Here is a 13111-nt window from a genome sequence, read left to right as displayed (position 1 = left end):
CTGCGCAGCCCGGAGAGCCAGAGATACCTCGCGATCGAAGGCGGTCTGCCGCCGGTGCGGGCCTCGGTCTACTCCGACCCCCAGTTCCGGGCGCGGTACCCGCAGCACGAGCTGATCCGCGAACAGTTCACCGACGCCGCGGTTCGGCCCGCCACCCCGCTGTATCAGGCGGTCTCCACCCGGATCTCGGCGACGCTGGCGCCGATCAGCCGGATCGACCCGGAGCGCACCGCCGACCGGCTCGCCGAACAGGTGCAGAAGGCCATCGACGGCAAGGGGCTCATCCCGTGACGCGCGCCGACGCCGACGGCGTCGCCACCGACGACACCCGATCGCAGCGGCGGCTGGCGCTCACCCTGGTCGCCCCGGCGGTGATCCTGATGCTGGCGGTCACCGCCTACCCGATCGGTTACGCGATCTGGCTGAGCCTGCTGCGCTGCAACCTGGCCACGCCGGCCGACACCGCATTCGTCGGCCTGACCAACTACCAGACCACGCTCACCGACTCGTACTGGTGGACCGCGTTCGCGGTGACGCTGGCGATCACCGTGGTGTCGGTGGCCGTCGAATTCGTTCTCGGCATGGCGCTGGCCCTGGTGATGCACCGCAGCATCGTCGCCAAGGGCGTGGTGCGCACCGCGGTGCTGATCCCCTACGGGATCGTCACCGTCGCGGCGGCCTACAGCTGGTACTACGCCTGGACCCCGGGGACCGGCTACCTGGCCGACCTGCTGCCGTCGGGCAGCGCGCCGCTGACCCATCAGCTTCCGTCGCTGGGGATCGTGGTGCTGGCCGAGGTCTGGAAGACGACGCCGTTCATGGCGCTGCTGCTGCTGGCCGGGCTGGCGCTGGTGCCGGAGGATCTGCTCAAGGCCGCGCAGGTCGACGGCGCCGGTGCCTGGCGCCGGCTGGTGACGGTCACCGTACCGCTGATGAAGCCGGCGATCCTGGTGGCGTTGCTGTTCCGTGCCTTGGACGCGTTCCGGATCTTCGACAACATCTACGTGCTGACCAACGGCTCCAACAACACCGGCTCGGTCTCCATCCTCGGCTACGACAACCTGTTCAAGGGCTTCAATGTCGGTCTGGGATCGGCGATCTCGGTGCTCATTTTCGTCTGCGTGGTGATCATCGCGGTCCTCTTCGTCAAGGTGTTCGGGGCCGCGGCACCGGGGGCGGAGACCGATGGCTGATCGTCGACGACGCGTGGCCGGGTGGGTGATCGTCGACGCGGCCGTGGTCTGCTACGCGCTGGTCCCGGTGCTGTGGATTCTGTCGCTCTCGCTCAAGCCGACGTCGACGATCAAGGACGGCAAGCTGATCCCGTCGTCGGTGACCCTGGACAACTACCGGGGCATCTTCGCCGGCGACGTCTTCAGCTCCGCGCTGGTCAACTCGATCGGCGTCGGCCTGATCACCACCGTGGTCGCCGTGGTGATCGGCGCGATGGCCGCCTACGCGGTGGCGCGGCTGGACTTCCCGGGCAAGAAGCCGCTGGTCGGCGCCGCGCTGCTGATCGCGATGTTTCCGCAGATATCGCTGGTGACGCCGTTGTTCAACATCGAACGCGCCACCGGGCTGTTCGACACCTGGCTGGGACTGATCATCCCGTACATCACCTTCGCGCTGCCGCTGGCGATCTACACGCTGCAGGCGTTCTTCCGGGAGATCCCCTGGGATCTGGAGAAAGCCGCCAAGATGGACGGCGCCACACCCGGGCAGGCGTTCCGCAAGGTGATCGCCCCGCTGGCCGCGCCGGGCATCGTCACCGCGGCGATCCTGGTCTTCATCTTCGCCTGGAACGATCTGCTGCTGGCGCTGTCGCTGACCGCCACCAAGGCGTCCATCACCGCGCCGGTGGCGATCGCCAACTTCACCGGCAGCTCGCAGTTCGAGGAGCCGACCGGGTCGATCGCCGCCGGCGCGATGGTGATCACGGTGCCGATCATCGTGTTTGTTCTAATCTTCCAACGACGGATTGTCGCGGGGTTGACCTCCGGCGCGGTGAAGGGGTAGCTGGATGGCCGAGATCGTGCTGTCGCACATCACCAAGAGCTACCCCGACGGTGCGGTCGCGGTCAACGACCTCTGCCTGACCATCGCCGACGGCGAGTTCCTGATCCTGGTCGGCCCGTCCGGCTGTGGCAAGTCGACCACACTGAACATGATCGCCGGCCTGGAGGAGATCTCCTCCGGCGAGCTGCGCATCGACGGCGAACGGGTCAACGATCACGCGCCCAAGGACCGCGACATCGCCATGGTCTTCCAGTCCTACGCGCTGTACCCGCACATGACGGTGCGGCAGAACATCGCCTTCCCGCTGACCCTGGCGAAGATGAAGAAACCCCGGATCGCCGAGAAGGTCTCCGAAGTGGCGAACATCCTGGACCTGACCGGTCTGCTGGACCGCAAGCCGTCGCAGCTCTCCGGCGGGCAGCGCCAGCGGGTGGCGATGGGCCGGGCGATCGTCCGGCACCCCAAGGCGTTCCTGATGGACGAGCCGCTGTCCAACCTGGACGCCAAGCTGCGGGTGCAGATGCGCGGCGAGATCGCCCGGCTGCAGCACCGGCTGGGCACCACCACCGTCTACGTCACCCACGACCAGACCGAGGCGATGACCCTCGGCGACCGGGTGGTGGTGATGAACGGCGGTGTGGCCCAACAGATCGGCACCCCCGACGAGCTCTACGAGCGGCCGGCGAACCTGTTCGTGGCCGGCTTCGTCGGCTCCCCGGCGATGAACGTCTTCCCCGGCGAACTGACCCCGGCCGGCCTGCGGCTGTCGTTCGGCGAGGTCGCGCTGTCGTCGGCGGTCCGGGAGGTGCTGAACCGGCACCCGGCGCCGCGGAACGTCACCGTCGGGGTGCGCCCGGAGCACTTCGCCGACGCCGCGCTGACCGACGGTCCGCCGCCGGGCGCGGCGCTGCGGTTCGCCGCGGCGGTGGACCTGGTGGAGTCGCTCGGCGCCGACAAGTACCTGTACTTCACCCCGGCGGGCGGCGCGCCGGGCGCCGACGCGGAGCTGGTGGCCCGGGTGCCGGCGGCGTCCAAGGTCGCCGGCGGGAGCCCCGCCGAGCTGCTCCTGGACACCGGCAAGATCGTGCTGTTCGACGCCGACTCCGGTGTCAACCTGACCATTCCGCCGGCCGAGTGAGCGACGACCTGGACCGGGTGCGGGCGCATCTGACCGACCACTTCGCCGGCACCGGGATCGTCGCCGACCCGGACGTCGCCCGGATCACCTTCGTCGGCGCCGAACCGATCGAGGTGCTGCGCTACGGCCCGGGACCCGACCGGGTGGTGCACTACGCCACCGTCGGCTGCTCCCGGCACCCGATGGGCGACCCCGCCGAGAACCTCGCCGACCCGGTCCGCGGCCCGCGCGCCGAGGTGGTGCTGCGGTTGCGGGTCCCCGGCGCCGACACCGGGCTGGCCCGCAGCCTGGCCGTGCTCGCCGCGTCGCCGGCGGTGGAGGGCGTGGTGCTCACCGCCGACGCGCTGCTCGACCTCGGCGCGCCGCTGTGGACCCGGCCGTCCGGGCCGGTGCCGTTCACCGCGGTGCTGCTCGGCGAGAGCGACGTCGCCGACCTGGGGGCACCTCCCGCTCGCGGGGGAACGCTGGAGCCGCCCCGCGAGCCGGTGCGCTTCCTGGCGGCCACCCCGATCACCGCGACCGAGGCGGCCTGGGTGCGGCTCAAGGGCGCCGCGGCGATGCGGGAGGCGTGGCGGATCGACGGGGTGGACGTGCTCGACGCCGACCGCCGGGCGTCGCAGCCCCGCTGATCGTTCAGAGCCAGCCGTTGCGCCGGAAGGTGCGGTACAGGATGACGCAGATGCACAGCATCAGCAGCAGCGTCACCGGATAGCCCCAGGTCCAGCGCAGCACCGGCATGTTGGCGAAGTTCATCCCGTAGATCCCGGCGATCAAGGTGGGCACCGCCAGCATCGCCGCCCAGGCCGAGATCTTGCGCATGTCGGTGTTCTGCTGCATCCCCACCCGGGCCAGCGCCGCCTGCACCAGCGAGCTGAGCATCTCGTCGTAGCTGGCGATCTGCTCGGCGGTGTGGGTCTGGTGGTCGGCGACGTCGCGCAGGTAGCGCCGCACCTCCTTGGAGATCAGGTCCCGGTATTCGGTCTGCATCCGCTGGAACGGCCCCGACAGCGGCGCCACCGCCCGGCGCAGCTCCACGACCTCACGTTTGAGTTGGTAGATCGGTTCGACGTCGGTGCGGCTGCCCGGCGCGAACGCCACCTCCTCGATGGCGTCGATGTCGGTCTCGATCAGGTTGGTCACCTCGACGTAGCGGTCCACGACGTAGTCGGCGACGGCGTGCATCACCGCGTACGGCCCCAGCCGCATCTGCTCCGGCTCGGCGTCCAGCCGCTTGCGCACCTCGGCCAGCCCGCTGTGCTCGCCGTGCCGGACGGTGATCACGAAGTTCGGGCCGACGAAGATCATGATCTCGCCGGTCTCGACGATCTCGCGGGGCAGCAGCGCCGACTCGTGCGCGATGTAGTTGACCGTCTTGAGGACCAGGAACAGGGTCTCGTCGTAGAGCTCCAGCTTCGGCCGCTGGTGGGCGTGGGCCTGCACGGAGTCCTCGACCGCCAGGGCGTGCAGCCTGAAGGTGTCGGCGACGTTCTGCATCTGGGTGGCGTCCGGTTCGTGCAGGCCGATCCAGACGAACGCGCTGCCGGTGCCGTCTTCGTCGGTTTCGATCGCCCGCACCGCGGCCATCGCCTCGGCGGGGGAGTAGACCCCGGGCAGCCGGACCCCGTCGGCGTAGACGCCGCAGTCGACGATCGCCGGCACCGCCGAGGCGTCGGCCCGCGGGTCGGCGGCCCGGCCGGGCGCCGACCGGGGTGACGCGCGAAACGACGGCATGTCACCCTCCCGTCGCGGTATCGGCCGGTATTCGCCCGGGCCATGCTACGCGGGTTTTCGGGCGGTCGGGCGGGCCCACCGCGGGCCCACCGCGGGCCCACCGCGGGTCCCCCGGGGGGAACCCGCCGGGGCCGGGTGCGCTAGTTTCGACCCGGAGCACCGTCGACCCAATCCCTGTGCGAGGAGCAACCTGACGTGAGCGCAACCCCACTCAAGGTGGCCGTCACCGGCGCCGCCGGTCACATCGGCTACAGCCTGCTGTTCCGGATCGCCGCCGGCGCGCTCGGCGCCGATCGGCCGGTCGAGCTGCGACTGCTGGAGATCGAGCCCGCCCTCAAGGCACTCGAGGGTGTGGTGATGGAGCTCGACGACTGCGCGTTCCCGCTGCTCTCCGACGTCCAGATCGGCGCCGACCCGAAGAAGATCTTCGACGGCGTCAACCTGGCGCTGCTGGTCGGCGCCCGGCCGCGCGGGCCGGGCATGGAGCGCAGCGACCTGCTGGAGGCCAACGGGGCGATCTTCACCGCGCAGGGCAAGGCGCTCAACGCGGTCGCCGCCTCCGACGTCCGGGTCGGGGTGACCGGCAACCCGGCCAACACCAACGCGTTGATCGCGATGAGCAACGCCCGCGACATCCCCAAGGAGCGGTTCTCGGCGCTGGCCCGGCTGGACCACAATCGGGCGGTCACCCAGCTGGCCAAGAAGGCCGGTGTCGCGGTGACCGACGTGAAGAAGATGACGATCTGGGGCAACCACTCGGCCAGCCAGTACCCGGACGTCTTCCACGCCGAGGTCGCCGGCCGCAACGCGGCCGAGGTGGTCAACGACCAGGCCTGGATCGAGAACGATTTCATCCCGACGGTGGCCAAGCGCGGCGCGGCGATCATCGACGCCCGCGGTGCGTCGTCGGCGGCGTCGGCCGCGTCGGCGACCGTCGACGCCGCCCGCGACTGGCTGCACGGCAGCCCGGCCGGGGACTGGGTCTCGATGGCGGTGGTCTCCGACGGCTCCTACGGGGTACCGGCGGGGCTGATCTCGTCGTTCCCGGTCACCACCGCCAACGGCGACTGGAGCATCGTGCCGGGCCTGGAGATCAACGACTTCTCCCGGGCCAAGATCGACGCCTCCACCGCCGAGCTCGCCGAGGAGCGCGACGCGGTCACCGGCCTCGGCCTGGTCTGAGCGGCACTGACTCGGCGTCTGCCGGTGCGGCAGCGCGCAGTACGCTTGCCACCGATGCCGGAAAACCCGCCCGAGGCGCGCACCGTCCAGCTCGTCATCGGCGACGAGGAGATCTTCGAGGCGCACCTGGCCGGCAAGATCGGCGTGGCGCTCGAGTCTTCGCTGGACAGCCAGCGGGCGCTGTCGGTCGCCTACACCCCCGGGGTGGCACAGGTCAGCCGGGCGATCGCCGCCGATCACACCCTGGCCGCCCGCTACACCTGGGCGCACCGGCTGGTCGCGGTGGTCAGCGACGGCACCGCGGTGCTCGGCCTCGGCGACATCGGCCCGGCGGCGGCGCTGCCGGTGATGGAGGGCAAGGCGGCGCTGTTCAAGACGTTCGCCGGCCTGGACTCCATCCCGATCGTGCTGGACACCACCGACCCCGACGAGATCGTGGCGACCCTGGTGCGGCTGCGGCCGTCGTTCGGCGCGGTCAACCTGGAGGACATCTCCGCGCCCCGCTGCTTCGAGATCGAACGCCGTGCCATCGAGGCGCTGGACTGCCCGGTGATGCACGACGACCAGCACGGCACCGCGATCGTGGTGCTGGCCGCACTCCAGGGGGCGGCCAAGCTGCTCGGCCGCGACCTGACCTCGCTGCGGGTGGTGGTCTCCGGCGCCGGGGCGGCCGGCGTGGCGTGCGCCGACATCCTGCTCTCGGTCGGCGTCACCGACGTCACCGTGCTGGATTCGCGGGGCATCCTGCAGGCCGGGCGCGCCGGGATGAATGCAATCAAAGACGAGTTGGCGCGGCGCACCAACCCGGCCGGGCGCACCGGCGGCATCGTCGAGGCGCTGGCCGGCGCCGACGTCTTCCTGGGCGCCTCCGGCGGCGTGGTCCCCGAGGAGGTGATCGCGTCGATGGCCCCGGGCGGCATCGTGTTCGCGCTCTCCAACCCCGACCCGGAGATCCACCCGGACCTGGCCGCCCGGCACGCCGCGGTGGTGGCCACCGGCCGCAGCGACTTCCCGAACCAGATCAACAACGTGCTGGCGTTCCCCGGGGTGTTCCGGGGCGCACTCGACGCGGGCGCCCGGCGGATCACCGAGTCGATGAAACTCGCCGCCGCCGAGGCGATCTTCTCCGTCGTCGGCGACGACCTGGCCCCGGATCGGATCGTGCCCAGCCCACTGGACCCGCGGGTGGAGCCGGCGGTCGCCGCCGCGGTCGCCGGTGCGGCCGGCTGGTAGCGTGCGCGGCGCGGCGCTGGCCCTGGCAGCGCTGCTGCTGGCCGGCTGCGGCACCCCGCCCGGGCCGCCGTCGCTGGCCGTCGGCGCGACCGCGGATCCGGAGTCGCTGATCCTGGCGTCGGTGTACGCCGGGGCGCTGCGCGGCACCGGCGTTCCGGCGCACGTGCAGACCACCGCCGACCCGGTCGGCGCCCTGGATTCCGGGTCGATCAGCGTGCTGCCCGGCTTCACCGGCCGGCTGCTGGCGGTCTTCGCGCCGGACGCGACCGTGCGGTCGGACCGGCAGGTCTACCGGGCCCTGGTCGGCGCCCTGCCGGAGGGGATCGCCGCCGGTGACTACGCCACCGCCGCCCAGGACAAGCCGGCGCTGGCGGTGACCGGCGCCACCGCCGCCGGCTGGGACAGCACCGATCTGCAGGCGGCCACCCGCCGCTGCGACCGACTGGCCCTCGGCCGGGTCGCCGGTGCCCGGACGCCGACGGAGCTGGGCCGCTGCCGACCGCCGGCAGCGCGGGAATTCGCCGACGACACCGCGTTGTTCGCGGCGCTGCGGGCCGGTCAGCTGACCGCCGCGTGGACCAGCACCGCCGCCCCGGCGGTCCCGGCGGGCCTGGTGCGGCTCACCGACCGCGCGCCGAGCCTGGTGCGCGCCGAGAACGTGGTGCCGCTGTACCGGCGCAACGAACTGGGCGAGGCCCAGCTGCTGGCGCTCAACCAGGTGGCCGGGGCGCTGGACACCGCCGACCTGGCCGCCATGCGCCGCCGGGTCGCCGCCGGTGCCGACCCGCGGGACGTCGGCGACGACTGGCTGGCCGAGCACCCGCTCTGGCGGTGAGGGCCCCCGGCATGGTCGGCCCCCGCCGGTATGGTGTCCGGGTGACCGAACGCCCGACGACGCTCTACGTCTTTCCGCACGCCGGCGGGTCGCCGCAGTACTACATCCCGTTCGCCAAGACCTTCTCCGGCGCGGTGCGATGCGTCGCGGTCCAATACCCCGGATCGGGCGGCACGCACGACCTCGGGGCGTTCACCGGCATCCCCGACCTGGCCGACAAGGTGTGCGGGATGATCTCGCCGAAGGAGGTGGCCGCCGGCGGCGCGGCGTTCTTCGGCCACAGCATGGGCGCCCTGCTGGCCTTCGAGGTGGCGTGCCGGTTCGAGACGGCCGGCAACCCGGTGGCCGCGCTGGTCGTCTCCGCCTGCGCCGCACCCGGCCGGATCGGCTACGACTACATTCCGGCGTCCGACCGGGGCCTGCTCGACGCGGTGAGCGAGATGACCGGGGCGAATCCGGAATTCCTGCAGGACGCCGAGTTCGCGGCGAAGATTCTGCCCACGCTGCGCGGCTTCAAGGCCATTGCCGACTACGAATGCGCGCCCGATGCGCGGGTGTCCTGCCCGATATATGCGTTCCTCGGTGACAATGACGACGTCGCCACCCCGGAGAAGGTGGCCGGCTGGTCGGAGCGGACCACGGCGGAATTCACCTCCCGGGTGTTCACCGGCCACCACTTCTATCTCACCGATCACCTGCCGGAGCTGGTCGGCGATATCGAGGCCAAGATCGCGCAGCGTCAACGCAGCTAGCCGGCGTGCGGTTTGCACCGGTCGCTACCGATGGGTAAGGTCTCCGACGACCGGTACCTACGGTTGACCGCATTGATGCGCTGAGTAATTCAGAGGAATGCACAGCGGATTGATAGAAAGTGGTCCTGGGCTTCGGTGACGTGGCCCGAGTTGCCGCGGGGGACGGCTTCTAGCGGGCGGTCTCCTCCGGTGTTAGCCTCTCCTAAACGCGGGCACGGCGTCCTTTAGGAGGATGTAAATACGAGGGGGGAACGAGGTATGTCGTCGAAACTCCGTTCCATTCCCGCTGCGCTGGCGGAGCTGGCGGAGCTGGCGGGACGCAAGCCGGACGCGGCGGCGTTCACCTTCGTCGACTACGGCGTCGACCCGGCCGGCTGCCGGGAGACGTTGACCTGGTCCGAGGTCCTGCAGCAGGTCCGGGTGGTCGCCGCCGAACTGCTGCGGCACGGGACGCCCGGTGACCGGGTGGCGATCCTGGCGCCCCAGGGCTTGGAGTACCTGGTCGGTTTCCTGGGGGCGATGGCGGCCGGGCGGGTCGCCGTCCCGTTGCCGGTGCCGTTTGCCGGTGCCCGCGACGAACGGGTCAGCACGGCCCTGAACGACTGTTCACCGGTGGCGATCCTGACCACGTCGGAGACGGCCGACGCGGTGGTCGGCTGCGCCCACGGTCTGGCCGGCACCGCGCCGACCGTGATCGAGGTCGACGCCTTGGACCTGGAGAGCCCGGTGGACTTCGACCTGGCCGCCGCCCCGCACAGCAAGACCGCGCTGCTGCAGTACAGCTCCGGCTCCACCCGCACCCCCACCGCGGTGGTGGTGACCCACGAGAACATCGTCGCCAACCTCGACCAGGTGATCGCGGACTACTTCGAGGACAACGGCGGGGAGCCGCCGGCCGGGCTGACCATGGTGTCGTGGCTGCCGTTCTACCACGACATGGGCCTGCTGCTGGGCATCATGGCGCCGGTGCTGCGGGAGTTCCCGGCGGTGCTGACCTCCCCGGTGGCGTTCCTGCAGAAGCCGTCCCGGTGGATCCGGTTGATGGCCGACAGCCTGTCGTTCTCGGCGGCGCCCAACTTCGCCTTCGAACTGGCGGTGCGGCGCACCTCCGAGGACGACATGGCCGGGCTGGATCTGGGCAGCGTGCACACCATCCTCAGCGGCAGCGAACGGGTCCATGCGGCGACGCTGCGCCGGTTCACCGAGCGGTTCGCCCCGTTCCACCTGTCGGCGACCGCACTGAAGCCGTCCTACGGGCTGGCCGAGGCGATGGTGTACGTGGCGTCGTCGAACCCGGGTCGCGCGCCGGTGGTCGCTCGCTTCGACTACGAGAAGCTCTCCGCCGGGCACGCCGAGCGCTGCGAGGGCACCGGTTCGGAGCTGGTCGGCCACGGCGTACCTCGCGCCTGCACGGTGCGGATCGTCGACCCGGAGACCCGGACCGAGCAACGGGCCACCGAGGTCGGCGAGATCTGGGTGCACGGCCGCAACGTGGCCGGCGGTTACTGGCGCAACCCGGAGCTCTCCGAGCGCACCTTCGGCGGTCGGCTGGCCGACCCGGTCCCCGGCACCCCGTCGGGCCCGTGGCTGCGGACCGGGGATCTCGGGGTGATCGTCGACGGTGAGCTGTTCATCGTCGGCCGGATCAAGGACGTGCTGATCGTCGACGGGCGCAACCACTACCCGGACGACATCGAGGCCACCGTCCAGGAGATCACCGGTGGTCGGGCGGTGGCGGTCTCGGTTCCGGCGGATCACAGCGAACAACTGGTGGTCATCGCCGAACTCAAGAAGAAGGGCGGCTCGGACCAGGAGATTCTGGGCAGGCTCGACTCCGTCAAACGACGAGTGACATCGGAGATTGCGAACCTGCATGGGGTGCGGGTGTCGGATTTGGTGCTGGTTTCGCCGGGTGACATCCCGATCACCACCAGCGGGAAGGTGCGCCGGTCGGAATCCGCCGAGTGGTACCGGCAGGGGAGATTCAGCCGATTGGATTCCCCCGCATGAGGTTAGCGGATGGCCGGTGCCGACCGCTCCGCCTGGAGTGCTCGGACCGTTGCCGCCGCACCGCTTGATACCGCTCGATACCGCGCAGAGGGAGTACCGGAGATGTCAGCAGTTGAGCCGTCGCTATCGACGGTGCTGGACGACCGCGCTCGCCTGCAGCCGGACGCACCGGCCTTCACCTTCGTCGACTACGACGTCACCGGCCCGGGCTCCGCGCAGACCCTGACCTGGTCCGAGATCCACGGCCGCGCACAGATCGTCGCCGCCGAGCTGCTGTCCTGTGGGTCACCGGGTGACCGGGTGGCGATTCTCGCGCCGCAGAGCCTGGAGTACATCGCCGCGTTCCTGGGTGCGGTGGCCGCCGGGATGATCGCGGTTCCGCTGCCGGTTCCGCTGGCCGGTGCGCACGACGATCGGGTCGCCGCGGCGCTGAAAGACTGTGCCCCGGCGGTGATCCTGACCACATCGGCGGTTGTCGTCGACGTCGACTCATGTGTGCGTGGCGTCGCCGGCCCGGCACCGGCGGTGATCGAGGTCGACGCGCTGGACCTGTACGCGAAGCCGGCGCGACACGCCGGAACCGCCGCCTGGCCCGGGAAAATCGCGCTGCTGCACTACACCTCCGGGTCGACCCGGGCGCCGGCCGGCGTGGTGGTGACGCACCACAACGTGCTGACCAACGTCGGGCAGGTGTTCGCCGACTACTTCCCGGAGAGCGGCAACGCTCCGACGCCGAGCACGACGTTCGTCTCGTGGCTGCCCTTCTACCACGACATGGGTTTGCTGCTGGGGATTTTCGCTCCGCTGGTCTCCGGATGTCACGCGGTGATAACGAGTCCGATGGCCTTCCTGCAGAAGCCGGCGCGCTGGATGCAGCTGCTGGCCGGTAGTACCCAACCGATGACGGCGGCGCCGAACTTCGCCTTCGACCTGGCGGCGCGCCGCACGTCAGACGAGGACATGACCGGCCTCGACCTCGGCCATGTGCACGTCATGATCAACGGCTCCGAACGGGTGCACCCGATGACCGTGCGACGGTTCATCGAGCGGTTCTCTCGCCTCAACCTGCCGGAGAGCGCGACGCGCCCGTCGTACGGGTTGGCCGAGGCGACGCTGTATGTGATGTCGTCGGACCCGGGTCGCGCCCCGGTGCTCGCCCGGTTCGACTACGAGAAACTCTCCGCGGGCCACGCCGAGCGCTGCGCCGGTCCCGGCTCGGAGCTGGTCGGCCACGGCACGCCACGTGCCTGCACCGTCCGGATCGTCGACCCGCAGAGCGGTCTCGAGCAGCCCGCCGGCGAGGTCGACGAGATCTGGGTGCACGGCGACAACGTCGCCGGGGGGTACTGGCGGAATCCGCAGCTGAGCGAGGAGACGTTCCACGGACGGATCACCACCCCGTCGCCGGGGACGCCTGCGGGTCCGTGGCTGCGGACCGGGGACCTCGGGGTGGTCGTCGACGGTGAGATGTTCATCGTCGGCCGGATCAAGGACGTGCTGATCGTCGACGGGCGCAACCACTACCCGGACGACATCGAGGCCACCGTCCAGCAGATCACCGGCGGCCGGACGGTGGCGGTTTCGGTGCCGGGCGAGCGCGGCGAACGGCTGGTGGTGATCGCCGAACTCAAGCAGCGGGCCGGCGCCCTGCCGATCGGCGACACGCTGCACACCGTCAGACAGCAGGTGGCAGCGGCGGTCTCGAAGCTGCACGGGGTGCGGATCACCGACCTGGTGGCGGTGTCGCCGGGTGCCATCCCGATCACCACCAGCGGCAAGGTGCGCCGCTCGACCTGTGCCGACCGGTACCGGCTGGACCAGTTCACCCGGCTGGACACCCCCGCATGAGCGCCTTCGACGAGACCGGCCTGCGCAACTGGCTGGTCGACTACCTGGTCACCAACGTCGGTTGCCTGCCCGACGAGATCGACGTCGACGCGTCGCTGAAGGACCTCGGCGTCGGGTCGCGTGAGGCGGTGGTGCTCGCCGGTGAGCTGGCCGAACTGCTGGACCGGCCGGTCTCGCCGGTGGAGTTCTGGCAGCACCCCACGGTGGCTGCGCTGGCCCGGTTCCTCACCGGTGGCGACACCGACGCCGACGTCGCGGTCATCGACAGCGGCCGGGCCGCGCTGGACGAGCCGATCGCGGTGATCGGCCTGGGCTGCCGGTTCCCCGGTGACATCGCCGGGCCGGCGGCGTTGTGGCGCTTCCTGC

At 70.9% G+C, this 13111-nt stretch carries 12 protein-coding genes and 1 pseudogene; 12 read left to right on the top strand and 1 reads right to left on the bottom strand.

Features of this window, described 5'->3' with window-relative positions; all coding sequences use genetic code 11:
- The 5 genes and pseudogenes from AC2VNT_RS02305 to AC2VNT_RS02285 form a co-directional block, all read left to right on the top strand.
- Positions 1-291 (top strand): annotated as a pseudogene (locus tag AC2VNT_RS02305) (ABC transporter substrate-binding protein); the annotation flags it as partial.
- Entirely contained in the window at positions 288-1193 is a 906-nt protein-coding gene (locus AC2VNT_RS02300) for a carbohydrate ABC transporter permease (RefSeq protein WP_486945316.1), read from the top strand. The pseudogene AC2VNT_RS02305 and the gene AC2VNT_RS02300, both read left to right, overlap by 4 nt.
- Positions 1186-2016 carry a carbohydrate ABC transporter permease gene (locus AC2VNT_RS02295; RefSeq protein WP_486945315.1) on the top strand — a complete coding sequence of 277 codons (831 nt, stop codon included), beginning with the start codon at positions 1186-1188 and terminating at the stop codon, positions 2014-2016. Before AC2VNT_RS02300 ends, AC2VNT_RS02295 begins: the two co-directional genes overlap by 8 nt.
- A 4-nt stretch (positions 2017-2020) precedes the next feature.
- Positions 2021-3154 (top strand): ABC transporter ATP-binding protein, encoded by a 1134-nt coding sequence (locus tag AC2VNT_RS02290; protein WP_486945314.1) that lies wholly within the window; start codon positions 2021-2023, stop codon positions 3152-3154.
- Positions 3151-3783, top strand: coding sequence for a suppressor of fused domain protein (locus AC2VNT_RS02285; protein WP_486945313.1), 633 nt, complete (start codon positions 3151-3153; stop codon positions 3781-3783). The genes AC2VNT_RS02290 and AC2VNT_RS02285 overlap by 4 nt, the downstream gene beginning before the upstream one ends.
- A gap of 4 nt (positions 3784-3787) precedes the next feature.
- On the opposite strand, the gene corA is transcribed toward AC2VNT_RS02285, so the two are convergent.
- Positions 3788-4885 (bottom strand): magnesium/cobalt transporter CorA, encoded by a 1098-nt coding sequence (gene corA, locus AC2VNT_RS02280; protein WP_486945312.1) that lies wholly within the window; start codon positions 4883-4885, stop codon positions 3788-3790.
- Between the two features lie 195 nt (positions 4886-5080).
- Here corA and AC2VNT_RS02275 point away from each other — a divergent pair, with 195 nt between their 5' ends.
- From AC2VNT_RS02275 to AC2VNT_RS02245, 7 genes are all read left to right on the top strand, one after another.
- The gene (locus AC2VNT_RS02275) at positions 5081-6067 is read left to right on the top strand and encodes a malate dehydrogenase (protein ID WP_486945311.1); all 987 of its coding nucleotides are present in this window, start codon (positions 5081-5083) and stop codon (positions 6065-6067) included.
- 54 nt (positions 6068-6121) lie between these two features.
- Positions 6122-7300 (top strand): NAD(P)-dependent malic enzyme, encoded by a 1179-nt coding sequence (locus tag AC2VNT_RS02270; protein WP_486945310.1) that lies wholly within the window; start codon positions 6122-6124, stop codon positions 7298-7300.
- A 1-nt stretch (position 7301) separates the two neighbouring features.
- Entirely contained in the window at positions 7302-8135 is an 834-nt protein-coding gene (locus AC2VNT_RS02265; protein ID WP_486945309.1) for a glycine betaine ABC transporter substrate-binding protein, read from the top strand.
- Between the two features lie 41 nt (positions 8136-8176).
- Positions 8177-8887 (top strand): thioesterase II family protein, encoded by a 711-nt coding sequence (locus tag AC2VNT_RS02260; RefSeq protein WP_486945308.1) that lies wholly within the window; start codon positions 8177-8179, stop codon positions 8885-8887.
- A gap of 258 nt (positions 8888-9145) precedes the next feature.
- Positions 9146-10897 carry an AMP-binding protein gene (locus AC2VNT_RS02255; RefSeq protein ID WP_486945307.1) on the top strand — a complete coding sequence of 584 codons (1752 nt, stop codon included), beginning with the start codon at positions 9146-9148 and terminating at the stop codon, positions 10895-10897.
- A gap of 102 nt (positions 10898-10999) precedes the next feature.
- Positions 11000-12745, top strand: a complete 1746-nt coding sequence (locus AC2VNT_RS02250; protein WP_486945306.1) for an AMP-binding protein — start codon at positions 11000-11002, stop codon at positions 12743-12745.
- A partial coding sequence (locus AC2VNT_RS02245; RefSeq protein ID WP_486945305.1) for an acyl carrier protein occupies positions 12742-13111 on the top strand: 370 nt, incomplete at its 3' end. The genes AC2VNT_RS02250 and AC2VNT_RS02245, both read left to right, overlap by 4 nt.

It is taken from the genome of Mycobacterium sp. TH-M15, from assembly GCF_057473705.1.
The sequence above is the reverse complement of the archived record's forward strand: the minus strand, read 5'-3'. Positions and strand labels throughout refer to the sequence as shown.